The sequence below is a fragment of the Flavobacterium sp. genome (assembly GCF_031423415.1).
Classification (GTDB): Bacteria; Bacteroidota; Bacteroidia; order Flavobacteriales; family Flavobacteriaceae; genus Flavobacterium.
In genome coordinates this window covers 1-25,617 of sequence record NZ_JANPFL010000017.1, presented here as the reverse complement: position 1 = coordinate 25,617, position 25,617 = coordinate 1, and the positions used below count along the sequence as shown (strand labels likewise).

The following is a 25,617-nucleotide window of genomic DNA, read 5'->3' as shown; positions in this document are numbered from 1 at the left end:
GCAATGGGTTTGAATTTGGTATCCGTAACTTTTAAATGAGATATGCGATCCATTCCAAAAGTTTTTACGGTGGTGCTACCTAATTCCAAAGCAACCAAATACCAGCGTTGTTGCGATTCTTTGATGGCAATGGGTTTCACTTTGCGCTCGGTACTAAAATCCTCCCAGTGCTTTTGATGCGTAAATTGCAAAATATATTTATTTTGAATGGCGTGAATAATCCCATAAATATGTTCGGCTCCCAATGATTTTCGCTTCTCTAAAAACACACTTGGAGATAATTTATTTCCTTCTTTCAAGGCGTGATGTATTGAGAAAGCTTCAATTATTCGAGTGACGGATTGGTCTTCTATTTCCGACTCATCAATTGCGTAGGTTTTGTCTTTTCGATCATAGTGAATATCGATTCCAAAAAGGGTGGCAATGTCTTTTTTGTCTCGCTCAAAAGTGCGAATGGCATACTCGAAACTCGTATCAATATCTTCTTTTTCTAGCTTTCGCAATACGTAGTCTTGCAGCTCATTGAAAGTACTCGGTCGGCTTCGCAAGCGATCTATCACGTACAAATACCTTTTAAAATAAATTAATTTTGACATACTGTTTTAGATTTAATTTTACAAAGATAATTGGTTTGTCTGCCGTTTTGTGGCGGAGCAAATCAATTTGCAATAAGATTGCGAAATAGTTGAACAAAAAAGCCTTTGAAATAATTCACCACTTTCATTTTTACTGATTTTACAGAAATCCAAAAAATAATTCTACGGCATTGCCTGTATCGGCAATAATACATATATTTGGAAGATTATTAAACGATGTTTATTGCCGATAAAGGCAAATTAAAAAAGTATGAACTATATTTCAGTAAGTGATTTTGCCAAAAAATGGAATGTTCCTGAAAGAACAGTTAGAAACTATTGTGCTAAGGGCAAAATAAAAGGCTCTTTCTTGACGGGTAAAACTTGGAATATTCCGGAAGATACTGGTTTACCTGAAAAAGGAACTCAAAAAAAATTTAGCAATTTTATGTTGCTCAATCAACTCAAAGAGCAAAAAGATATGAAGTTGAAAGGGGGAATTTACCATCGTACTCAAATTGATTTAACCTATAACTCGAACCGGATTGAAGGAAGTAAACTTACTCAAGAACAAACCCGTTTTATCTTTGAAACTAACACTATAGGCATTTCTGACGAAAGTATCAATGTAGATGATATTATCGAAACCAACAATCATTTTCGTTGTAATGATTTGATTATTGAAAAGGCAAAATCTAAACTGACCGAATCGTTCATAAAAGAATTGCACTTTTTGCTTAAATCAGGCACCTCAGACAGTCGAAAAGATTGGTTTAATGTGGGTATTTACAAAAAATTCCCGAATGAAGTTGGCGGCAACGAAACTTGTCTTCCCAAAGATGTTGCTGAAAAAATGAAGGAATTGCTCTTTAATTATCATAAAAAAGAACAAAAAAATTTTGAAGATATTATTGATTTTCATCAGAAATTTGAAGTTATTCATCCTTTTCAAGATGGCAATGGTCGTGTAGGAAGATTAATACTATTCAAGGAATGTCTTGCTAATTCAATTGTTCCATTTGTCATTGATGATGAATTGAAATTATTCTACTATCGTGGGTTACAACAATGGGATACTATACAAGAATATCTTTTGGACACTTGCCTTTCTGCCCAAGACAATTACAAAACTATTTTGAATTATTTTGAGATAGATTTTAAATAAATACAGACGGAACTCTTTTGAAGAATGTTCTCAATTATAAACAAAAAAGCCCCTGAAATTAATCAAGGGCTTCTGAAAATATGTAATTAAAATTTAAACTCCCGGCAAATCACCACTTTCTTTGGTAGGCAAATCACTAGAACCCATTAAGTATAAGTCAACTTGTCTAGCAGCTTCTCTACCTTCCGAAATAGCCCAAACGATTAAAGACTGTCCACGACGCATATCGCCAGCTGTAAAGACATTAGGAACATTGGTTTGGTATTTACCATATTCCGCTTTATAATTGCTTCTGAAATCAAGTTCTAAACCTAATTGACTGCTTAATGTTTTTTCAGGACCTGTAAATCCTAAAGCTAACAAAGCTAAATCGCAAGGCCAAGTTTTTTCGGAACCTGCGACTTCAATTAATTCTGGACGTTGTCCCGGAACCATTTTCCATTCTACGTTAACTGTTTTTAGAGCGATTAATTTACCCTTGGCATCTTTGATGAATTCCTTGGTATTAATCAACCAGTTTCTTTCGCAACCTTCTTTATGTGAAGTCGAAGTTTTCAATTGTAAAGGCCAATAAGGCCAAGGTGTAGAATCGCTCCTTCCTACAGGAGGTTTTGGCATAATCTCGAAGTTAGTGACAGATTTTGCTCCGTGACGGTTTGAAGTTCCAACGCAATCGGAACCGGTATCTCCACCACCAATTACAATGACATCTTTTCCTGTTGCTAATACTTGATTTTCTACTTTTTGTCCAAATACTACTTTGGTTTGTTGTGTCAGGAAATCCATCGCTTGAACTACGCCGTCTGCATCAGCGCCTGGAGTTGGCAAACCTCTTCTATCGGTTGCTCCACCGCAAAGTACAATAGAATCAAAAGCTTTCAAGTCATTGATATCGTAGTTTACACCAACATGTGTATTTATTTTAAATGTAATTCCTTCTGCTTCTAAAATAGTGATACGACGATCGATAATTCCTTTTTCCATTTTGAAATTTGGAATTCCGTAGCGTAATAATCCTCCGATAGCATCATCTCTTTCGAAAACGGTAATTAAATGTCCTGCTCTATTCAATTGTTGTGCAGCAGCTAAACCTGCTGGTCCGGATCCAATAACAGCTACTGTTTTTCCAGTTCTTGTTTTTGGTGGCTGTGGTTTAATCCATCCTTCTTTGAAGGCACGTTCGACAATATTTTTTTCAAGATTCTCAATCGATATTGGATCTTCAATAAGGCCCAATACACATGCTTTTTCGCAAGGTGCAGGACATAAACGTCCTGTAAATTCTGGAAAATTATTGGTAGAATGCAGTATCCAAGAGGCTTTTTGCCATTCACCTTGGTGTACCATATGATTGAAATCAGGAATCAAATTGCCTAGAGGACATCCACTATGACAAAAAGGAATACCGCAATCCATACAACGAGATCCTTGTTTTGTAATTTCTGCTTCACTCAGGGCAACTGTAAATTCATTATAATTTGCAACACGCTCTTCTACTGCAATATATGATTCATCTTCTCTTTCGAATTCTTTAAAACCTGTAACTTTTCCCATTGTATTATGCTGTTAATTCTTCTAACATTTTTTCTTTTTCTATACGTTGCAACGCTTTCTTATAATCAGTAGGCATTACTTTTACAAATTTTGCTAAGCTGTTTGTCCAATCATTTAACAATTCAGTACCTCTAGTACTGCTTGTATAATCAACATGCTTTGATATTAGTGACTTCAAGTCGTCAGCATCAGCACCTTCTATTGTTTCAAAATTTATTGATTCTGTGTTGCACAAACCGTTTACAAATTGGTTTTCAGGATCATAAACGTATGCTATTCCACCGCTCATCCCAGCAGCAAAGTTCCTTCCAGTTTTACCAAGAACAACTATTTTACCACCTGTCATATACTCACAACCGTGATCTCCTACGCCTTCTACAACTGCTGTTGCACCAGAATTACGAACGGCAAAACGTTCACCAGCGATTCCGTTTATATAGGCTTGTCCTTCGATCGCGCCAAATAAACAAACGTTACCTACAATGATATTGTTTTCTGCAACAAAAGTAGCACTTGCAGGTTTCTTGATGATTAATTTAGCTCCAGAAAGTCCTTTCCCCAAATAGTCATTGGTATTTCCTTCTACTGTAAACGTTAATCCGTGAGCACTAAAAGCACCTAAACTTTGACCAGCAGAACCGGTGAAATTGATCTTTAACGTGTCTTCTGGTAAGCCAAGATATCCGTATATTTTTGAAATTTCATTACTTACAATAGCGCCAACTGAACGATTGGTGTTATTGATAGGGTAATTCAAAGTCATTTTTTCTTTTCTGTACATGGCGCGATGCGAATCTTTCAAGATTTGGAAATCAAGAACATTTTCTAAATTATGATCTTGTTTTTCGGTATTTCTAATAATTCTTTCGCCATATCCGTCTGGAGTATGTAAGATAGCTGATAAATCTAACCCTTTCGCTTTATAATGCGTTATCACTTTATTGGTATTAATTTTATGCGTTTGTCCCACCATTTCGGCTAAAGTTTTAAAACCTAACTGAGCCATAATACCTCTTAACTCTTCGGCAACATAGAAGAAGAAGTTAATTACGTGTTCTGGAGTTCCTTTGAAGTTTTTACGCAACTCTTTGTCTTGGGTTGCAATACCAACAGGGCAAGTATTTAAATGACATTTACGCATCATTATACAGCCCGAAGCTACAAGTGGAGCAGTAGCAAAACCAAATTCTTCGGCACCTAATAAAGCCGCAATAGCCACATCACGACCTGTTTTTAATTGTCCGTCGCATTCTACAACAATTCTGCTTCTTAGGTTGTTTAATACTAGTGTTTGTTGGGCTTCAGCCAATCCAAGTTCCCAAGGTAAACCGGCGTGTTTCAATGATGTTAATGGAGATGCTCCAGTTCCACCATCATAACCTGCAATTAATACCACATCAGCTTTTGCTTTAGCAACTCCAGCAGCAATGGTTCCAACACCAACTTCTGAAACTAATTTCACGTTGATACGAGCTTCTCTGTTGGCATTTTTAAGGTCGAAAATTAATTGTGCTAGATCTTCGATTGAATAGATATCATGGTGCGGCGGTGGCGAAATCAATCCAACATAAGGTGTTGAGTTACGTGTGGCAGCAATATAAGGATCTACTTTTTCGCCAGGTAATTGTCCCCCTTCTCCTGGTTTTGCACCTTGAGCCATTTTAATTTGAATTTCTTTTGCACTAGTCAAGTAATGCGAAGTAACACCGAATCTTCCAGATGCAACTTGCTTTATTGCTGAATTTCGGCTGTCACCATTCATATCAGGTTGAAAACGTTTTCTGTCTTCCCCGCCTTCTCCTGAATTCGATTTTCCACCAATACGGTTCATAGCAATTGCCAAGTTTTCGTGCGCTTCTCTCGAAATTGAACCAAGAGACATAGCTCCAGTTTTAAATCGTTTTACGATTTCAGTCCACGGCTCTACTTCATTGAGCGGAATTGGATTGAGATTGTCGAATTCAAATAAACCGCGAATGGTCATCAAATGTTGAGCTTGATCGTTTACTGCTTTTGCATATTCATTGTAGCTCGATTGATCACTCAATCTAACCGCTTGCTGCAGTTTGGAAATAGTAGTAGGATTGAACATATGTCGCTCCCCATTACGTCTCCATCTGTATTCTCCTCCAATATTTAATCCTAATCGATTTGATATTAAATGATCTGGATAAGCATACTTGTATCTTTCACTAATTTCTTTCTCAATTTCATACAATCCAATACCTTGTATTCTTGATGTCGTGTATGGGAAGTATTTTTGAACGAATTTAGAATTGAAACCAACGATTTCGAAAATTTGAGAACCTCTATACGAGTGTAAAGTAGAGATTCCAATTTTATTCATAATTTTCACAATTCCATTTCCGATGGCTTTATTAAAATTGTGAACGGCTTTTTCTTCATCAATACCAGTAATAAATCCTTCGCGCACTTGAACACGGATGATTTCATTTACCATATATGGATTGATTGCACTTGCACCATATCCGAACAACGTAGCAAAATGATGCGGTTCACGTGGTTCAGCAGATTCGATTATAATATCAAAATAAGAACGCTTGCGCAAACGGTTCATTTGATGATTAACATAAGAACACGCTAATAACGATGGAATTGGAGCTAAATCCTTATTCACGCCTCTGTCCGATAAAATGATAATATTGGTACCTCTTTCTACTGCTTTTGTAACTTGAACGATTAAGGCTTCTAAAGCATCTTCTAAACCATTCAATCCTTTTGACTTTGGGTATAGAATTGAAAAAGTTTCAGCGTGGAAATGATCGATTGAAATCGCTCTAATTTTTTCTAAATCCTTGTTAGAGATAACTGGATTTTGAATTCTTAATTTTCTACATTGTTTGCTAGAAATATCAAAAATGTTGCGGTCTTGACCTAAAGCTAGGCTAATATCGGTTACAATTTCCTCACGAATTCCATCCAAAGGCGGATTAGTAACTTGGGCAAATAATTGTTTAAAGTAATTGGCAATTAATTGGGGTCTGTCTGACAAAACAGCTAGCGGCGTATCAGTACCCATAGAACCTAGCGTTTCTTTTCCAGATTGAGCCATCGGCGTAATTACGTCTTGAATATCTTCTAAAGTGTAATTAAACAAGCGTTCTCTTGTAGCTAAATCGATAGTTTCAATAGAACAAACTTCTGATGAACTAGGTACATCCTTTAAGTGTAATCTGTATTGGTTTAACCATTCTTGATACGGTCTTTCAGAAACAATTTTACTTTTTATTTCTTCATCATTAATGATTCGTCCTTCGTTCATATCTACCAAGAACATTTTTCCTGGTTCTAATCTTCCGTGGCTTTCTACATCTTCTGGAGCGATATCTACAACACCAATTTCTGATGCCATAATCAATTTCCCGCTTTTGGTAACGGTGTATCTTGAAGGTCGCAAACCATTACGATCTAATAAGGCTCCAACATAATCTCCATCTGAAAACGGAACCGAAGCTGGACCATCCCAAGGTTCCATAATGCAAGCATTGTATTCGTAAAATGCTTTGCGCTCTGGCGACATTGTTTGGTGTTTTTCCCAAGCTTCCGGAATCATCATCATCATTACTTCTGGTAATGATCTTCCGGTGTGCATCAACAATTCGACAACCATATCCATGGAAGCAGAATCTGATTTTCCTGGAATAATGATTGGGAATAGTTTGTCTATTTGTGGGCCAAAAACGTCACTTTTCATAATTTCTTCACGAACACGCATTCTGCTAACGTTGCCACGCAAAGTATTGATTTCCCCATTTTGACAGATGTATCTAAACGGTTGTGCCAATTCCCAAGAAGGCATAGTGTTCGTAGAAAAACGTTGGTGAACTAAGGCCAAACGAGTTACTAAATCGGTTTGTTGTAAATCCGTATAATATGGACCAATATCTTCGGGCATAATAATACCCTTGTATATTAAGGTTGTTGTAGAAAAACTTGGAATATAAAAATAAGAACTCTCAGATATCTTCGAATTTATGATTGTATGTTCAGTAATTTTACGTGCTGCATATAATTTTGCTTTGAAAGTTGCATCGTCTATTGCTTCACTTTTACCAACGAATATTTGATCAATTTTTGGCTCAGAAGCCAAAGCAATTTCACCTAATTGAGAGGAATCAACAGGAACTTCTCTCCATCCTAAAATGGTTAATCCTTGGTTTTTGATTTCATCTTCAAATATTTTTTTGCAAAAAACGTATTGATTTTCGGCTTTTGGCAAAAAGACCATACCTACTGCGTATTCGCGTGCATTTGGAAGTTTGAAATTACAAACTCTAGTGAAATATTCGTGTGGTATATCAATTAATAGACCTGCACCGTCGCCGGTTTTCCCGTCAGAACTCACACCACCACGATGTTCTAGTTTTACAAGGATTTCTAATGCGTCATGAATGATTTGATTTGTTTTCTCGCCTTTAAGATTGCAGATGAATCCAGCCCCACAGTTTTCATGTTCAAATTCTGGCAAATAAAGACCTTGTTCTTTAATTTTCATGCTAGTTATTTTTTGTACAAAAATATAAATTTCATTAATGACATTGATTTTTAAATTTGGGTTTAACTTATTTTTGCTATAATGTTAAAAAAATGCTCAATAAATAGCAATTGAGCATTCAAAAACACTCAAATTAACGAAATGACAATTTTATTTTAATATTAAATTCGATTTTAAAGAAAGATTGCCATCATTTTTGCTGTTTTATTAAAAATTTTCTATCAATAATTATTGCTTATTTTTATTGGAATAAAAAAGGTTTTGTATTCGGTTGATTTTTGCTATGTTTGTAACTCTTTATCAAAGTAAAAAAACTAAACATAATGGACATACACGAATACCAAGGAAAAGAAATTTTAGCCAGCTATGGCGTAAAAGTACAACGTGGTTATGTAGCTAACAATCCTATAGAAGCTGTTGCTGCTGCTAAACAATTGACTGCCGAAACCGGAACTGGATGGCACGTAATAAAAGCCCAAGTTCATGCAGGTGGACGAGGAAAAGGTGGTGGAGTTAAACTTGCCAAAAATCTTCAACAAGTAGAGGAAATTGCAGGACAAATTATCGGGATGCAATTAATTACACCGCAAACTTCTGCTGAAGGTAAAAGAGTGCATAAAGTTTTGATTGCTGAAGATGTTTATTATCCAGGTGAAAGTGAAACATCTGAGTTTTATATGTCGGTTGTTTTAAATAGAAGTAGAGGTCGAAATATGATTATGTATTCTACCGAAGGTGGAATGGATATTGAAGAAGTGGCAGAACACACTCCTCATTTAATTTTCACCGAAGAAATTGATCCATCTGTAGGACTTCAAGGTTTTCAAGCCAGAAGAATTGCATTTAATTTAGGTCTATCTGGAAATGCTTTTAAAGAAATGGTGCAGTTTGTTGATGCTTTATACAAGGCATATATTGGTTCTGATGCTTCAATGTTTGAAATCAATCCAGTTTTGAAAACTTCTGACAACAAAATTATTGCTGTTGATGCCAAAGTAAATTTAGACGATAATGCTTTATTTCGTCATCCAAAATTAGCTGAAATGCGCGATGTTCGTGAAGAAAACCAGATCGAGGTAGAAGCTAAGGAAGCAGGTTTGAATTACGTAGATTTGGACGGAACTGTAGGTTGTATGGTGAACGGTGCTGGATTGGCAATGGCAACAATGGATTTAATTAAATATGCCGGTTTTGAACCAGCTAATTTCTTGGACGTAGGTGGAACGGCTGATGCAAAACGTGTGGAATTGGCGTTTAGAATTATCTTAAAAGATCCAAACGTAAAAGCAATTTTAATCAATATTTTTGGCGGAATTGTACGTTGCGATAGAGTAGCGCAAGGTGTTGTTGATGCCTATAAAAATATGGGAGATGCAATTAAAGTGCCTATTATTGTTCGTTTACAAGGAACCAATGCTGAAATTGCAAAAGAATTAATTGATAATTCTGGAATGCCAATTTTATCAGCAGTTCAGTTCCAAGAGGCTGCCGACCAAGTTAAGAAAGCGCTTTCTTAATGCATTATAATGGACTTTAGTCCGTTTCAAATAATAAAAAAATCCTGAGTGACCCGAGCGAAGCGAAATGGCGGAGCAAAGCTCGGGATTTTTTAGTTTATCCAATCTTCAAAAGTCATTTCAAATTTGGTTTCTTTTCCGTGCATTCCAACTACTGTCCAGCCTTGTTTTTTATAAAAACCTTCGGCTCTTGTATTGGGAGCCGTTCCTAGCCAAACTTTTTCTTGTGTTTGTAAAAAATACCAATCAAGCATTATATCGTGAAGTTGTTTACCAATACCTTTTTTTTCGTGATTTGGATCTAAAAACAAAGCCCAAATGTTATTTTCTTTTAAATCGACAATGGAAAAACCAACAATTTGGTTGTTTATTTCACAAACCCAACCTTTTCCTCTTTCGAAGAGAAATTGATAGCAATCGGTATCAGTAACTAAATTCGGATTGGATAGCATATTTTCTGTAACTGAATTGCGAACGATTTGAATTTGTTCGATGTCGGTGCTTTTGGCTTCTCGTACAATCATTTTTTTAGAATATCTTCAATTATTTTTAAATGATGTTTCGTGTGAATTTTTAAAAATGTTACTGTCGGATTTACATTTAAACTTCCAAAATAGGGATGTTGAAAATGACTGTTTACATCAAGATGTTGCATTTCTTTTAAGGCAATTGTAGCTTCCTTAAGTTGTTGTACTATAGCCTCTTTTGTGATTTCATCAATCGATTGAACTGATTTTGGAGCCTTTCCTTTTCCTCTCGGGATAAAGCCTAAAGTGTAAACTAATTGTCTTTTAAAATTAAATTTCCATTGGTATTCTTTAGGGTTTGATTTTTTTAATGCTTCTGATATTGCTATAATTACTTTTAAATTATGATCTAAATGCCAAGCTACGCTACTCTTAGAAATTTTTTCATTGGACACATCAAAATGCGCTATTTTGTTTTCTAACTCTTTAAGTAGTGCTGCTAGAGATCTCATTATTGGTATAATTTTTTTATTTATTTTTTCCGAAATTGAATTTTACTTTTTCTACCACTTGCACTTTTGGAGCAGGTTTTTTGAAGGGTTTCTTTTTTGCTGCAGGCTTTGTTTTAGAAGGACTTTGGTCTCCTCTTGCGCTGCCTTCGTCTTTTGGTTTTGATTTGAATTCCTTTCGTTCTGAAACTCCTTCTTTGGCAGGGATTTCAGCTTTGTGTTTTGCCAATACGGCTGTTGGATTCTTTGGATTTTCTTTGGTTCCACGCAAGTGAATGACCAATCCATTTAAAAAATTACGCAAGACTTGGTCACCACATTCCACATAGTTTTCGTGATTTTCTGCACGAAAAAAAGCACTCAGTTCTGTTTTTGAAATTCTAAAATCTACTAGTTCTAGTATTTCTACTATTTGGTCATCGCGAAGCATTAAGGCGACACGCAGTTTTTTGAATATATCGTTATTTGTCATAAGTCACTTTGTTATTTAGGGTTTGCTTCGCCAGTTCGCTGACGCTCGGGTATTGTTTGTGGTTATGGAACTATAAACTACGAACCATAAACCATTAAAAGTTAAAAAAGCCAAAGATAAACATTTGTAAATCCATCTCGCCATAATTTTTCGTTATGTTGGCCCCCTTTTACAATCTTCTTTTTGGTCAATTTCAAACATTCACATCGTTTTTCAGAAACTAAACTCTCTATTTTGTCAAGGTCATTGACCATATCGGCATCGCCTTCATTATCGCCACAGAGAAAATAAATTTTGGTTTTAAGTTTTGGAATTGTATTTGTCAATTCGATAATTTCCTTTCGGTTAAACCAAAATGCGGGTGAAAAAATTCCCGCTTTTCCAAAAACTTCTGGATATTTCAAAATCGCATAATAAGAAACCAATCCGCCAAGCGAGCTTCCCATAATCCCTGTGTTTCGGGCGTTCGTTTTTGTTCTGTATTTTTTGTCAATTTCTGGCTTGAGGGTTTTTACAATAAAATCGAGATAATTATCAGCATCTCCACCGCCATATTTTGCGTTTTTGTAAGGAGTTAACTCGTTCATTCGTTTTTCGTTTCCGTGTTCAATCCCAACGATAATTACTTGAGCGTTGAGACTGTCCAGTTTTTCGTCTATATTCCATTCGCCTACAAAAGAAGTTTTAGCGTCAAAAAGATTTTGCCCATCGTGCATATAAATCACGGGATATTTCCTCTTAGAAGAATCATAATTCTTTGGCAAATAGATCCAAATTTTCTTGGTAGTATTTAATTGTGGCGCTTTGATGCTAAAAGAGGAAACCTGTTTTGAAGCCTTATTTTGCTGCGCAATAATTTTTCCTATTGCTACAAAAAGAAGAATAAGTAGTATTAATCGTTGCATCATTGCTGCGTTTTGAGTTTTGGATATAAAACAATATTTTAGCTAAAAATAACAAATTTGATGCACACGTACGACGAAAAAATCAGTTTACTTTTAGAAATGATAGCTTTTGCCACCATTGACGGTAGTTTGCATAAAAAAGAATATGCCTTTCTGTCTATCGTTGCCGATGAATTAAAGATTGACAAAGCCGCTTTTAATGATTTGTTTCATCAGGAATTGCCTCCTATTGTTATCAAATCGGAATTTGATCGATTTCATCAGTTTTATCGTTTGGCTTTATTAATGCATTCCGATGGAGTTTTGCACCCTAAAGAAGAAGTTACCATTCTGCAAATAGGAATTGATATGGGACTGAATCCAATAGTTACCACCCGCATTCTCAAAATGATGAAAAAGACACAAAGCCCAATAATTGAAGCGGATGTTTTATTGAAAATTTTTAAAGAGCAGCATAATTAGGCTTGAATGTAAAAGCCACGTTTTTGCAATACAATTTACATTCCATTTTTGCCTCAAAAACAATTATTATTTTTTAAAATCTTTTGCAAAAAGCTCCACAAAGTAGCCTATTAGAAGGAAATCACGTCCAGTTTCATCATTGATTTTATAATCAAATTGATGTACGTAACCTAGTTGTAAAGTAGTTGCTTTTGTTGGCTTGAAATTGAAAGTTACTAAGGTTCTATTTCTTTCGAAATAAGGCTCTTTATTCGTAAAAAAAAGTTCATCGCTAATCGCTATTTGAAAAGGTTTAAAATTTTTATTCTTTTTACCAAAAGGATAGGAAAGTCCCAATCTATATCTAAATCGATTACGATATTCATCGCTGGTGAATCTTAATTCTGTTCGAAGTCGCTGCTCAAAAATTATTTTTCCAATGGATTGATTGTTTGTAATTTGAGGCCAAACTCTAAATTCGTTATTTTTTTTTGGCGTAACAAAGTCGCCGCCATCTTGAAAAGTTTGGTAGCTTCCTGCCCCAATAGTCAACAAAACAGAAGGTTGAAACTTATAATTTACGGCCGCTTTATATTCGTAATAGTGAAAATCATCATAAAAGCCTAATGAACGCAATTGCGTTTCACCGAAAACACTCCATTTTTTATCAAATTTGTATTTCAAATTTAAGATGTTCCAACTTCCCAAGTCAGAATATTGAGCAAAAGAAAAATTCAGAGAAATCAATGCAATGGTTAAAAGGTATAATTTCATAAATCACTTTTTTTTCATCAGAGAATTAGAAGTTTGTAGTACTTGTCCTTAACTAATTACTTCTGTAAGTAAAAAACAGGCAAATATACTTGTAATGAGGATTTGTACTATAATATAATTTTTTGCAAGTTCTGGTTCCAATAAATTTGTCTTCTTTTTCCACATGTAAAAATTAAAAATTGTTGGGGGTAATATTAATATAGATAAAAAAAAATATCCAGTAATTAATGACTCATTTAAAATGCTACCGCAAAGCATTAATGATCCTCCTATAAAAAATAAAATTCCTAAGTAGTAAAGAAATTCTTTTGCTAAGATATCTATTAGGTGACGAAAATTTATTTTCATTTTAGTTATAATTGCTTTTACCTAACCTTTTTCATTATCGTTAACTCTTATTTATTATTAGGTAGTTTTATTCTAATGTAGAATTTTTTATTATAAAATATGAAAAATTCTACTCAAACTTCCAGTTCTTCTGTTGTGCTTCGGTTTGAAAAGTCCAAACCAAGACTCGGCTGGTTTTTTGCCCTTGCGCCATATCGATGGTTTTTACCTCGACCACATTTACTTTGTTCAGGGTTTTGTATAAGCTAGAAAGATTTTCTTTTTTGGAAACTAAAGTCGTAAACCAAAGGCATTGCATCGGGTATTTAGCACTTTCAAAAATCATTTGAGTAATGAAACCCAGTTCGCCACCTTCGCACCATAATTCGGCGTTTTGTCCACCAAAATTAAGAACTGGTTTCGTTGTCCTATTATTTTCGAGGTTGTTGACTTTGCGAATTGATGATTTTGTCGCTTCGTCTTGAGAATTATGAAACGGTGGATTGCAAATAGTAAGTGAAAATCGATCTTCAGGCGTGATGATATTTTTGAAAATAAAGCGGGATTCAGTTTGCAGTTGCAAACTGATATAGTCCATCAATTTGGGGTTGTCCTCAATGATTTTTTTGCAATTTTGAATGGCGTTTTCGTCAATTTCTGTTCCAACGAATGACCAACCATAAACGGAATTTCCCAAAATTGGATAAATGCAATTGGCTCCACTTCCAATGTCTAACACTTGCACGTTTTCGCCTTCGGGAATTATGCCGTTATTGTTGGAAGCCAACAAATCAGCGATATAATGAATATAATCCACTCGACCTGGGATGGGCGGACAAAGATAATTTTCGGGAATATTCCAGTTTTTGATGTCATAGTTGGCAATTAGTAGGGCTTTATTTAGCGCTTTTACAGCCTCGGGATTACTAAAATCTATAGTTTCTTGTGAAGTTTCAGGACTGAATTTATTTGCAGCAACAAATTGCTGAAGTTCTGGGCTAACGGAAGTTAATTGCTCAAAATTATATCCCAATCGGTGCTGATTTCTAGGATGTAAATTCGTTTTTTCGATGATCGGTTTCAATTTCTTTTTCTTTATTTCGATGCAAATATAGTTATTAAAATTGGTTACTTTTATGGTTCTAAAATGGGAAGTATCGATGAGAACAAAACTTTTGAGATTTAAGTTTAACATTAAATACATTTTTTATAGTTTAATACTTTTATATTTCATCATGTGTCAGGCGTGTATGACAATGCGAATGAGCACATCTGAAACTAAAGTTTTTTTCGACACTGCAAAAACTACTTATTCAGACCAGACTTTTACTTTTGACGGCTTTAAAATTCATTATATTCAAACTGGAAATAAACAAAAACCTACGTTATTTTTTGTACATGGTTCACCGGGAAGTTGGGATGCCTATAAAGATTATTTGAAAGACAGTTTACTGCTTAAAAAATACAGGTTGATTGCTATTGATAGACCGGGTTTTGGTTATAGTGATTTTGGTTCAGCCGAAGATTTACAAGTTCAAGCAGCTCATATTTCAAGATTTCTCAAAACTATTGACAATCAAAAACCAATTGTCTTAATAGGTCATTCTATGGGCGGTCCGGTTGTTGTAAAAATGGCAACTTTAGAACCAAAACGCTATCGCCATCTTGTTGTTCTTGCTGGCGCTATTGATCCAAAAGCCGAAAAACCAGAAATCTGGAGATGTTTTATTATGAAAAAACCAATTCGGTATTTAATTCCCGGTGCTTTGCGACCTGCGAATGATGAGCTTTGGTGGCTCAAGAGCGATTTAATTGACATGAAACCTACATTAAAAAATATAATTTCTGACATTACTATTATTCACGGAACTAAAGACCCACTTGTTCCATATTCAAATATGGCTTTTATGCAAAAAGAATTTATTAATGCAAAATCTATTCATGCTATACCTATAGAAAATGCGAATCATTTTATCCCGTGGGAGCATTATGAAGAGATTAGAAATGTTTTGCTAGACTTGAAATTATAATTGTTTTAATCCCAACATTCCATTAACAACAAATCGCCTTCGAGATGTTCTAAAATAACTAATCCATCTTCTGCAACGTGATTGCTGCTTCCGGTTCGGTAACCAATCGTTAGATTGTCATTTTTTAAGGGATAATATAAATTCTTGGAATGAATTCCGGTGACGTGACCAATAGGAATTAAAGAAATAGTTGTATTTTTTGGATACCACTTCTCATATTTTTTGGGTAATAAAAATACTTTTGAATGGTCGTCGAGTACTACGATTTTTAGTGTATTTCTATATCGTGTTATGTTGGTGATATTAGTTATGGTGTGATCGGCACGTTTTCCTGTTGCCCAAACCACGTTGACAGCTGGTATCTTTCGTTCAATAAGATAATCGAATGCTTTCTCTAAATCAGTTTTGTTTTGATCAGGTGTGTAAACAATTTCAAGCGGATATTGTTTTTCTTTGTAATAGTCAGGGTCGAAACCTCGGTCGAAATCACCTAGTAAAACATCGACTTTTATTCCTAAATCTAAAACTCTTTCCATTGCAGAGTCTAACACGATAACTAATGGTGACCATTCGAGTAATTGTCCTAATAACTCGGGGTTACAGGAAGCACCGTTGGCAATGATTAGAGCGGGTTCTTGGTCATCGCGAACGATGTGGTGTGAAGACATTTGATTTTTGATTTTAGAATTCAGATTTTAGAATTCAGAAAGTTGAAAATTAAAATAAAGAAAATAGAGTTTAGATTTTTGTAAATGTATGAAAAATCTAAACTCTAAAATCTGAAATCTGCAATCATTAACTATTCAATGGTATGACTACCAGAATCTATTTCGGAAAGGTGGAAATAGCCAAAGGGGAAATTTTTGACATTGTTAGTATTAATGATGTTGCCGCGCAAAGTTGCTGGTGCTGTGGCAAAAGGTGCGCCGCTTGTTGACCCTGCAATACTGATCAATTTGCTCATATAATTTCCGTATTTTTCAGGGATTCCTTGCACGGTATAATCTATGATATCACCTTTTTTGAGTTCGGCTTGGTAAACGGCAAACATGAGGTTTCCTTGTGTAAATTTGTCATCAAGTACGCCATATTCTGGAATTACTAATGTACTGTTTTTGGCACTGACTAGATAAAAATTATTCTCAGTTGCCTTGTCTTGAAAATAGAATTTTACTTCATAGAAATCTGCTCCGCCAAAACCTGGTTTCAAAATTTGCTCTTTTTTTACAATTTCAGGTGTAGACGTCAATATAGATGTAGCAGCGTAAGATTGCCCTCTATAGACAATGTTCAGCGTGTAATTATTGTTGACAATTGGCTTGAAATTATTGCAAATGTATTCTCCTGTTTGTGCATTTTCAATGAATTGAAAAGTTAATGGTGTGCTCAATGAGGTATTGGTTACCGTAACAGTTGCTCCAGTGGCTGCTGGTATCGTTGCTGAATAATAATCGGTTGTGGTGGTTAGTTTTATTTTTTGATTACTTCCATCAGTCTCTTTTTGCCACTTGATAGCAGCGTCTATAACCAATTTTGGGGCGGCAGTGTCTAATTTGATATCGACTACATCTTCGCAACTTATGATAGAAAACGATCCCATAAGGAGAGCTGTGATTAATTTTATATTTTTCATATATATATATATATAATATTTTAATTTAGAGGAATATGTAATTCGCATATATCTTTAACGATTTTTGCATCTTATTTTTGCTATGCGCATTTCATTGCATTAAAATTTAAAATTATAAGAAACAGAAGGTACTGCTCCGAAAATAGATAATCTAACAGCTTCGTTTGTTCCTGTTTCTAAATTTTGTCTAAAATTGATTGAAGCTGCATTTTGGCGGTTGTATATATTGTAAATACTAAAAACCCACTCGCTTTGCCAGCCTTTTCTTTTATCCGGTTTGCCTGCGGCCAGTTCGGCTTTGCCTCGGGTTGGTATATAAGTGGCTGAAATATCTAAGTGATGGTATGCTGGAAGGCTACTTGCATTTCGTCCTCCGTAGCTGGGAACGGTAATTCCTTGATAGGAGTATTGCCCATTCGGAAAAGTTACGGGTAGTCCAGTTTGTACTACGAAATTGCCACCAAAATTCCATTTGTCGCTCAAGTTATAATTCGCTGTGATGGCAAGGTTATGCAATTTATCAAAGGCTGATCGATACCACTCGCCATTATTAATTCCGATTTCGTCTGCGGTTCTTCCGGGAGTTCTTTGCTGAGATTTGGACAAAGTATAAGCAATCCAACCATTAAATTTTCCTGCGTTTTTTCGAAGTAAAATTTCTAAACCGTACGAACGCATATCACCATTTAGTATAACTTGTTCTAGCGCTTCGTTTGCAACTAAATCGGCACCGTCTATGTAATCTATTCTGTTTTTGATGGTTTTGTAAAAACTTTCTAGTTCTAATGTATAAGCATCTTCTGCAAAATTATTGAAATAACCAATGGCGACCTGATCAGCAATTTGTGGTTTGATGTAATTGTCGCTTGGTGTCCAGACATCGAGTGGAGTAGGTGACGCTGTATTGGAAATTAGTTGAAGATACTGTGCCATACGGTTATAACTAGCTTTGATGGATTGATTTTCATTCAATTCATAAGCTGCCGAAAAACGCGGTTCTAAATTGTCAAAACTGATAATGCTTTTATTTTTTTTATAAAAAGTTGTCCCGATAGGCGTCGCTTTTTCGTATATTTTTAGGTCGGCGTCGTAAAAAACTGGTTGGTTATCTGTGTATAAATTCACTGAAGAATTCCCCAATCGACTAAACATACTGTAACGAAGTCCATAGTTGATAGCTAATTTATCGGATAACCTTTGTTCTGCTTCAAAATAAAGGGCGTTTTCAAAAGCATATTTTTTGTCTAATTGTTTGAAATTAATACTCGAACTGCTGTTGATAGGTGCTATTGTTCCAGGATTAAAATCATAATAAATAGCGTTGTATCCGTAATATAGCTTGATGTTTTTGGATAAATAATGCTTGAAATCGTATTTCAGATTATAATTTTTGATACCAGAATCCCAATTGAATCCAATAAAATCGAGAGTTAAGCCGTAGTAGTAATCGCTATAAATAAGGGATAAATTAGAGAATAATTTGTCACTAAAAAGGTGATTCCATCTCAAATTTAATGTGGCATTGCCATAAGTATTGGCAAAAGTTTGGTTTAACGAAAACACATCACGACCAAAATATCCAGAAAGAAAAAGATTGTTATTTGGATTTAATTTATAGTTTAATTTAGTGTTCAAATCATAAAAATAAGCGGAGTTCTCATTTGAAGATAGCTTCAGAAACAAATGGGCATAGGATGCTCGGCCGGCAATTAAGAATGAACCTTTATCTTTTACTAGTGGTCCTTCGGCAAGAATTCTACTTGAGATTAAGCCAATTCCTCCATTCATATGAAATTCTTTACTATTTCCTTCTTTTTGATAAATGTCTAATACCGAAGAAGCGCGACCTCCAAATTTAGAAGGAATCCCACCTTTATATAGTTTTAAATCTTTTATTGCATCTGGATTAAAGACTGAGAAGAAACCAAAAACATGCGAAGAATTGAAAATTACTGCCTCATCCAAAAGAATTAAATTTTGGTCTGCACCGCCACCACGAACGTTAAATCCGGATTGCCCTTCACCAGCATTAGTAACACCTGGAAGAAACAAAATAGATTTGATAACATCTACTTCACCCAAAACCACTGGCATTTTTTTGATGGTCGAAATGGATAATTTGTTGACACTCATTTCGGGTTTTCGGATGTTGGCGGTTGTTTTTTCTGAAGTGATAATTACTTCTTTTAATTCCTGCCCCGATTCGCTAAGCAAATAATTTTTTTTAGTGTTTTGGGTCAACGAAATTTTTTCTGTTATAGTGGCAAAACCTACATAACTGATTACAATTTCGTAATCTCCTGTGGGTAAAGTTAAAGAGTAAAAACCGTATTCGTTAGTTGCAATTCCTATCTTCAGACCTGTTACCGAAACATTTACACCGATTAAGGTTTCATTACTATTTTCATTGGAAATGGTTCCTGAAAGAGTGAATTTTTCTTGAGCTAAAACAGATATTGTAGTTAAAAAAAAGAGTGCAAGCGTGACAATTTTCTTTGAAATCATAGGTTGAATTTTGAAGTGCAAATTTCGGTAAGTTACGTACCGTTTGTAATTCAACGAGCGTTAAAGTTTCGTAAACAAATGTTAAATTTTCGTAAACAAACTTAGAAGTGTTTTTAAAGGTCACTCCAATTCGAACAGTTTAATTAAATTTCGTTTTCAAATTTTCTTTCATTCTAAATTCTAAAATTCTGGAAATTAAATCCAGAAGCATAGATTGAGGCAGTTGCTTATGTTATGCTTGACAAATTTGGTGCTAAAGAGTTTGCAATTATGGAATTTGAGTCGCAATGTAATATAAAACACAATCGGATTATAGAAGGTTTATGGATTTCAAATAGATAAAAAAAGACAACCGTTTCGAGTTGTCTTTTAAAATATAGTCGATAAATAATGTCTTATTAACCGATTTTTGCCAATATAGAATTGAACGTTTCGCTTGGTCTCATCGCTTTGCGTGTTAATTCTGGATTGGGTTGGTAATGACCACCAATGTTTTGCGGCTTTCCTTGTGCACCAATCAATTCGGTATTAATTTTAGCTTCATTTTCACTAAACTCTTTAGCAATAGGAGTAAAGATCGCTTTTAATTCGGCATTTTTGTCTTGTACTGCCAAAGCTTCTGCCCAATACATAGCTAAGTAAAAATGAGAACCTCGGTTGTCAATTTTTCCCACTTTACGAGCAGGAGATTTATCGTTGGCCAAGAATTTCTCAGTAGCTACATCAAGAGTTTCGGCGAGAACAAGAGCTTTCGAATTGTTTAAAGTTTGTCCTATATACTCTAATGAAGCTCCTAATGCTAAAAATTCACCAAGTGAATCCCAACGCAAATAGCCTTCGTCTATAAATTGCTGTACATGTTTCGGAGCAGATCCACCGGCACCAGTTTCAAACAATCCACCACCATTCATTAACGGAACGATTGAAAGCATTTTGGCTGAAGTTCCCACTTCAAGTATGGGGAATAAATCGGTTAAATAATCGCGTAATACGTTACCTGAAACCGAGATTGTATCTAATCCTTTTACAATTCTTTCTAAGGTAAAATTTGTTGCTTCAATTGGATTTAAAATTCGAATGTCTAAACCTGTAGTGTCAAAATCTTTTAAATATTGGGTCACCTTTTCAATTAGTGCTCTATCGTGAGCTCTATTTTCATCCAACCAAAATACGGCTGGAGTATTGGATAAACGTGCTCTATTCACGGCTAGTTTTACCCAATCTTGAATCGGAGCATCTTTGACTTGACACATTCTAAAAATATCTTTAGCCTCAACAGCTTGCTCCATCAAAACATTTCCATTCGTATCAACGACACGAACAACGCCATCAGCAATCATTTGGAAAGTTTTATCGTGAGAACCATATTCTTCTGCTTTTTGCGCCATCAAACCTACATTGGGAACACTTCCCATTGTTGTTGGGTCGAATGCACCGTGTTTTTTGCAAAAATCAATGGTAGCCGTATAAATTCCGGAATAACATCTATCTGGAATGATAGCCATTGTATCTTGTTGTTTTCCGTCTTTATTGTACATTTGTCCTGAAGTACGAATCATTGCAGGCATTGAAGCATCTACAATTATATCAGATGGTACTTGAAGATTGGTAATTCCTTTTTCTGAATTAACCATGGCTATTGCTGGACCGTTTTCGATGGCTTGGTCTATGGCTTCTTTTACTTCAATTTCTTTTGAATTGCCAGCAATTTTTGCATATACATCGCCTAAACCGTTTTTTGTGTCAACATTTAATTCATCAAACAATGCAGCATATTTTTCGAAAACTGCTGCGAAATAAACCTCAACAATAGCTCCAAAAATAATCGGATCGGAAACTTTCATCATCGTGGCTTTCAAATGCACTGAAAGCAATAAGTTCTGTTCTTTAGCTTCTTTGATGGTTTTGGCAACAAAACTTTTCAAAGCGTTTAAGTTCATTACCGAACTGTCAATGATTTCTCCAACTTTCAATGGAGTGCTTGCTTTCAAAACGGTTGTTGCACCGTCTTTCGAAACAAATTCTATTTTTACAACTGTAGCTTCTGTGATGGTAACTGATTTTTCACTTCCGTAAAAATCGCCAGTTTCCATTGATGCCACTTTTGTTTTTGATTCAGATGACCAAGCTCCCATAGAATGTGGATTGGCTTTGGCATAATTTTTAATGGCTTTGGGTGCTCTACGATCAGAGTTTCCTTCACGCAAAACAGGATTTACAGCCGATCCTAAAACTTTAGAATATTTGGCTTTAATTGCTACTTCATCCTCGTTCGATGGTTCAGCAGGAAAATTAGGAACTGCGTAACCGTGAGATTGTAATTCCGCAATCGCCGTTTTTAATTGCGGCACCGATGCCGAAACATTGGGTAATTTTATGATGTTGGCTTCCGGAGTATTGGCTAATTGACCTAATTCTGATAAAGCGTCTCCCACTTTTTGGTCTTCTTTCAAAAACTCTGGAAAATTGCACAAAATTCTTCCTGCAAGAGAAATATCTCTTGTTTCAATTTCAATATCAGAAGTTGCTGTAAATGCTTGAACAATTGGTAAAAAAGAATACGTGGCTAGTAAAGGTGCTTCGTCTGTAAGCGTGTAAAAAATTTTAGATTTAGTTGACATTTTAATAAAATTTTTTTTAATTTTTATTTTGTATTACAAATGTAAGAAAAACGTTTTCGTAAATGGGAAAACACCCTGATTTAGTTTAAATAATTATCAAATTATGATTATTTAATTTGTTTACAACGAATTTTTGGAAATTGACTTCATTTTTTATCGAAATGAGAATCCAAGATCTGACATCAAAATAAGGGCAATCTTTTTTTATAACAATAAGGGTATTTTTACCTAAAAAAACTCCCATTTGCCTCGGCGAATGGGAGTTTTATAATAAATTGATTCTCGATTATCTTCTTTTATCTCTAATCTTAGCTTTTTTACCAGTAAGTTCTCTAAAGTAATAAATTCTAGCTCTACGAACAGCACCTTTTTTGTTGATTTCAATTTTTTGCAAAGCAGGCAAGTTAACCGGGAAGATACGCTCTACTCCAATTGCACCTGACATTTTGCGAATTGTGAAAGTTTCTGTATTTCCAGAACCTCTTCTTTGAATAACAACACCTTTAAAAAACTGTGTTCTTGTTTTTTCGCCCTCTTTAATTTCGTAAAAAACTGTGATTGTATCTCCAGCTCCGAATACAGGGAAATCTTTTCTTGTTACAAATTCGTCTTGAACGAATTTCAATAAATCTGCCATTTTATTTTTTTATTTATGGTTTTAAAAAGAGCAACATTCACGGTTTTCGCCAGAGGTTGGTCTAATGAGGGTGCAAAATTAAAAAATAATTATGAATTATCAATTATGAATTATCAATTATTTTCTTCGAGCAAATCCGGTCGTCTATTTTTAGTATGTTCATACGCCATATCTTCTCGCCATTTATCGATTTTGGCAAAATTTCCGCTAGTTAATACTTCAGGAACTTTCCAGCCTTTGTAATCTGCAGGTCTTGTATATATTGGTCCCGACAGTAAATTATCCTGAAAACTATCTGTCAAAGCCGAGGTTTCATCGCTTAAAACTCCAGGAATTAATCTTATCAGCGAATCGCACAAAACCAATGCGCCTAATTCTCCGCCACTTAAAACATAATCTCCGATAGAGATTTCCTTAGTAATAAAATGGTCACGAACACGTTGATCTACTCCTTTATAGTGACCACAAAGAATAATAATATTCTCGTACATCGACATAGTGTTGGCCATTTTTTGGTTCAGCGTTTCGCCATCGGGCGACATATAAATGATCTCGTCGTAGGTTCTTTCGCTTCTCAAATGCGCGATGCAATCGTCAATAGGTTGAATATTCATTACCATTCCGGCACCGCCACCATACGGATAATCATCCACGCTTTTCTGTTTGTTGGTCGTGTAATCTCTTAGATTATGAAAATGAACTTCTACAATTCCTTTATCGATGGCGCGTTTCATCATCGAAGCCTCAAACGGACTTCGCAATAATTCAGGTAAAACGGTAATAATATCAATACGCATACTATTTTTTTTAGGAGGCAAAGGTACAAAGTTTTTTTTCAGAAGCTATTCCCAGCACTTCATTACAATCTTGCGTTTTATAACTGGTTTTTACTACGCCCCAAAAGGAACTTCCGTTGGTCGTTCTTTTAGGGCAAGAAAAAAATCCAGTTGTAGCTCGCAAGGATTTTCATTGCGGTCTGGGCTAGGGAATTGTGGTAGAAGGAACTTTTAAGAAATTACCTTCGCACATTGTAGTCATTATAAAACTTAGACTATTGATAAACTTCAATTTATCTTTTCTGCCAAAAAGGAAATCATAAAGTATTCAAAATTGTATTGATTTACCGTTTTATAATGGTGAACTTTGGTATTCAATACAAATGATTATGAAAAAGAAAATTTTAGCTTTGGGAAGTGCAGCACTCCTCACAGCCACTATGTTTACGTTGCATTCGTGTAGTGCTATTCCAAAAAGGGCAAAAGCCGTTCAAGGTTTTGATAAAGAAAAATATTTAGGCAAGTGGTTTGAAATAGCAAGACTGGATTTTGTTTTTGAAAAAAATTTAAGCAACACCGCCGCCGAATATTCATTAAACGATGATGGCAGTATTAAAGTAGTAAATAAAGGGTACAATTATATAAAGAATAAAAATGTAGCCTCAACGGGGAAAGCAAAGTTCGTAGGTGATAGTACTGAGGGAAAGTTAAAGGTTTCCTTTTTTGGACCTTTTTATTCAGGATACAATATATTGGCACTGGATTCGGATTATAAATATGCTTTAGTTGTGGGTAAAAATCTCAAATATATGTGGTTGTTATCCCGTGATAAAACTATGCCTGACAACATTAAACAAGACTATTTGAAAATAGCAAAAGATTTGGGTTTTGATACTTCAGCACTGATTTGGGTAAAGCATGATTAGTGGTTAAAAAATAAAAAAGGTTATTTTTTGATTATCTGAGCATAATTTGAAAGTTACATTCATTTCTTAAATCCATTTCGAGAGAATTTTCAAATTCTTTATTTAATTCGTAAATTTGCACCTCAATAAAAAACAATAAAAAATGGAAAACGGAATATACGCTAAATTCAACACCCCAAAAGGTTCGATTTTAATAAAATTAACACACGATTTAACGCCAGGAACTGTTGGAAATTTCGTAGCTCTTGCTGAAGGAAATATGGAAAACAAAATTAAACCTCAGGGACAAAAATTCTATGACGGTTTAAATTTTCACAGAGTCATTCCTAATTTTATGATTCAAGGTGGATGCCCTCTTGGAACAGGAACAGGAGATCCAGGTTATAAATTTGATGATGAGTTTCACCAAGATTTGCGTCACGATACACCGGGCGTTTTGTCTATGGCAAATTCAGGACCAGGCTCAAACGGTTCTCAATTTTTCATCACACACGTTGCCACACCTTGGTTAGACGATAAACACACCGTTTTTGGAAATGTAATCGAAGGTCAAGATGTGGTAGATGCTATTGCACAAGGCGACAAATTAGAAACTCTTGAAATTATTAGAGTGGGCGAGGAAGCGAAGAACTGGAATGCTATTGAAGCTTATGTTGGTTTGAAAGGCGCTCGTTTGAAAAAATTGGAAGCTTTGAAAGCAGAATCAGAAGCAAAAATGGAAAAATTAGCTGCTGGATTCGAAAAAACAGAAAGCGGTTTGCGCTACCAATTCATTCAAAAAGGAGAAGGTAAGCAAGCAGAAGCTGGAAAAACAGTTTCGGTTCATTACGAAGGTTCTTTAGAAAACGGAAAAGTGTTTGACTCTTCTTACCCAAGAAAAAAACCAATCGAATTCAAGTTAGGTATAGGGCAAGTCATTGAAGGTTGGGACGAAGGAATTGCTTTGTTGAAAGTGGGAGATAAAGCGCGCTTTGTCATTCCATCGGATTTAGGTTATGGCCCAAGTGGAGCAGGAGGAGTGATTCCGCCAAACGCTACTTTGATATTTGACGTTGAATTAATGGCCGTAAAGTAAAAGTTTTTGTGTTCAGTCGCAATTTGTAATAGTGAATAATCGAATTTATATATAATTAGTCATTCCTTAAAAATGAATTAACAATTTGATTGTTAATAACTTGTGATTAAATTCAGTTGAAAACAGTACTTTTAAATCGCCAAAAAGTGTATATTTCGGTATAAAAAAGTGGCAATATGTTAGGCAAAATAA

General features: G+C 35.1%; 22 protein-coding genes. 6 read left to right on the top strand and 16 right to left on the bottom strand.

The features are described from left to right. Positions 1-596: WYL domain-containing protein (locus tag RMO83_RS02155; RefSeq protein WP_310558026.1), on the bottom strand; the 596-nt coding region annotated here is incomplete at its 3' end. Positions 597-846: 250 nt separating this feature from the next. Between RMO83_RS02155 and RMO83_RS02150 the strand changes: the two genes are divergently transcribed. Then, positions 847-1,740, top strand: coding sequence for a Fic family protein (locus tag RMO83_RS02150; protein WP_310558025.1), 894 nt, complete (start codon positions 847-849; stop codon positions 1,738-1,740). A 93-nt stretch (positions 1,741-1,833) separates the two neighbouring features. Here RMO83_RS02150 and RMO83_RS02145 read toward each other — a convergent pair whose 3' ends face one another. Beyond that, positions 1,834-3,294, bottom strand: coding sequence for a glutamate synthase subunit beta (locus RMO83_RS02145; protein ID WP_310558024.1), 1,461 nt, complete (start codon positions 3,292-3,294; stop codon positions 1,834-1,836). A 4-nt stretch (positions 3,295-3,298) separates the two neighbouring features. Beyond that, positions 3,299-7,810: a glutamate synthase large subunit gene (gene gltB / locus RMO83_RS02140; RefSeq protein ID WP_310558023.1), complete on the bottom strand. Its 4,512-nt coding sequence runs from the start codon at positions 7,808-7,810 to the stop codon at positions 3,299-3,301. A gap of 323 nt (positions 7,811-8,133) precedes the next feature. On the opposite strand from gltB, the gene sucC reads away from it, so the two are divergent. Then, positions 8,134-9,327: an ADP-forming succinate--CoA ligase subunit beta gene (gene sucC, locus RMO83_RS02135; protein ID WP_310558022.1), complete on the top strand. Its 1,194-nt coding sequence runs from the start codon at positions 8,134-8,136 to the stop codon at positions 9,325-9,327. Between the two features lie 92 nt (positions 9,328-9,419). Here sucC and RMO83_RS02130 read toward each other — a convergent pair whose 3' ends face one another. From RMO83_RS02130 to RMO83_RS02115, 4 genes are all read right to left on the bottom strand, one after another. Then, positions 9,420-9,851, bottom strand: a complete 432-nt coding sequence (locus RMO83_RS02130) for a GNAT family N-acetyltransferase (protein WP_310558021.1) — start codon at positions 9,849-9,851, stop codon at positions 9,420-9,422. Further along, positions 9,848-10,306: a DUF1569 domain-containing protein gene (locus RMO83_RS02125; protein WP_310558020.1), complete on the bottom strand. Its 459-nt coding sequence runs from the start codon at positions 10,304-10,306 to the stop codon at positions 9,848-9,850. The genes RMO83_RS02130 and RMO83_RS02125 overlap by 4 nt, the downstream gene beginning before the upstream one ends. A 16-nt stretch (positions 10,307-10,322) precedes the next feature. Next, positions 10,323-10,775, bottom strand: coding sequence for a DUF1456 family protein (locus tag RMO83_RS02120; protein ID WP_310558019.1), 453 nt, complete (start codon positions 10,773-10,775; stop codon positions 10,323-10,325). Between the two features lie 101 nt (positions 10,776-10,876). Further along, positions 10,877-11,683 carry an alpha/beta hydrolase-fold protein gene (locus tag RMO83_RS02115; protein ID WP_310558018.1) on the bottom strand — a complete coding sequence of 269 codons (807 nt, stop codon included), beginning with the start codon at positions 11,681-11,683 and terminating at the stop codon, positions 10,877-10,879. Between the two features lie 57 nt (positions 11,684-11,740). Between RMO83_RS02115 and RMO83_RS02110 the strand changes: the two genes are divergently transcribed. Then, positions 11,741-12,142: a TerB family tellurite resistance protein gene (locus RMO83_RS02110; protein WP_310558027.1), complete on the top strand. Its 402-nt coding sequence runs from the start codon at positions 11,741-11,743 to the stop codon at positions 12,140-12,142. 66 nt (positions 12,143-12,208) lie between these two features. Here RMO83_RS02110 and RMO83_RS02105 read toward each other — a convergent pair whose 3' ends face one another. The 3 genes from RMO83_RS02105 to rlmF all read right to left on the bottom strand — a co-directional run bounded on the left by RMO83_RS02105 (position 12,209) and on the right by rlmF (position 14,417). After that, complete coding sequence (locus tag RMO83_RS02105) at positions 12,209-12,895, bottom strand: DUF2490 domain-containing protein (RefSeq protein WP_310558017.1); 687 nt, start codon at positions 12,893-12,895, stop codon at positions 12,209-12,211. Positions 12,896-12,943: 48 nt separating this feature from the next. Continuing rightward, positions 12,944-13,243, bottom strand: a complete 300-nt coding sequence (locus RMO83_RS02100; protein ID WP_310558016.1) for a hypothetical protein — start codon at positions 13,241-13,243, stop codon at positions 12,944-12,946. 109 nt (positions 13,244-13,352) lie between these two features. Continuing rightward, on the bottom strand, positions 13,353-14,417 hold the full coding sequence (gene rlmF, locus RMO83_RS02095; protein WP_310558015.1) for a 23S rRNA (adenine(1618)-N(6))-methyltransferase RlmF: 1,065 nt from the start codon (positions 14,415-14,417) through the stop codon (positions 13,353-13,355). 67 nt (positions 14,418-14,484) lie between these two features. Between rlmF and RMO83_RS02090 the strand changes: the two genes are divergently transcribed. Further along, positions 14,485-15,252: an alpha/beta hydrolase gene (locus tag RMO83_RS02090; RefSeq protein ID WP_310558014.1), complete on the top strand. Its 768-nt coding sequence runs from the start codon at positions 14,485-14,487 to the stop codon at positions 15,250-15,252. A 5-nt stretch (positions 15,253-15,257) separates the two neighbouring features. Here RMO83_RS02090 and RMO83_RS02085 read toward each other — a convergent pair whose 3' ends face one another. The 6 genes from RMO83_RS02085 to trmD form a co-directional block, all read right to left on the bottom strand. Continuing rightward, on the bottom strand, positions 15,258-15,920 hold the full coding sequence (locus RMO83_RS02085; RefSeq protein WP_310558013.1) for a thiamine diphosphokinase: 663 nt from the start codon (positions 15,918-15,920) through the stop codon (positions 15,258-15,260). Between the two features lie 131 nt (positions 15,921-16,051). Beyond that, positions 16,052-16,885 carry a DUF4249 family protein gene (locus tag RMO83_RS02080; RefSeq protein WP_310558012.1) on the bottom strand — a complete coding sequence of 278 codons (834 nt, stop codon included), beginning with the start codon at positions 16,883-16,885 and terminating at the stop codon, positions 16,052-16,054. 99 nt (positions 16,886-16,984) lie between these two features. Beyond that, complete coding sequence (locus tag RMO83_RS02075; RefSeq protein ID WP_310558011.1) at positions 16,985-19,390, bottom strand: TonB-dependent receptor; 2,406 nt, start codon at positions 19,388-19,390, stop codon at positions 16,985-16,987. Between the two features lie 398 nt (positions 19,391-19,788). Beyond that, entirely contained in the window at positions 19,789-22,011 is a 2,223-nt protein-coding gene (locus tag RMO83_RS02070) for an NADP-dependent isocitrate dehydrogenase (protein ID WP_310558010.1), read from the bottom strand. A 286-nt stretch (positions 22,012-22,297) separates the two neighbouring features. After that, positions 22,298-22,648, bottom strand: coding sequence for a 50S ribosomal protein L19 (gene rplS, locus RMO83_RS02065; protein ID WP_143390012.1), 351 nt, complete (start codon positions 22,646-22,648; stop codon positions 22,298-22,300). A gap of 113 nt (positions 22,649-22,761) precedes the next feature. Next, a complete protein-coding gene (gene trmD, locus RMO83_RS02060; protein WP_310558009.1) occupies positions 22,762-23,445 on the bottom strand; it encodes a tRNA (guanosine(37)-N1)-methyltransferase TrmD in 684 nt (227 codons plus the stop codon). 368 nt (positions 23,446-23,813) lie between these two features. On the opposite strand from trmD, the gene RMO83_RS02055 reads away from it, so the two are divergent. Together RMO83_RS02055 and RMO83_RS02050 are read left to right on the top strand one after the other, a co-directional pair. Continuing rightward, complete coding sequence (locus RMO83_RS02055; protein WP_310558008.1) at positions 23,814-24,350, top strand: lipocalin family protein; 537 nt, start codon at positions 23,814-23,816, stop codon at positions 24,348-24,350. Positions 24,351-24,492: 142 nt separating this feature from the next. Continuing rightward, positions 24,493-25,425, top strand: a complete 933-nt coding sequence (locus RMO83_RS02050; protein ID WP_310558007.1) for a peptidylprolyl isomerase — start codon at positions 24,493-24,495, stop codon at positions 25,423-25,425. Positions 25,426-25,617 lie beyond the last annotated feature (192 nt).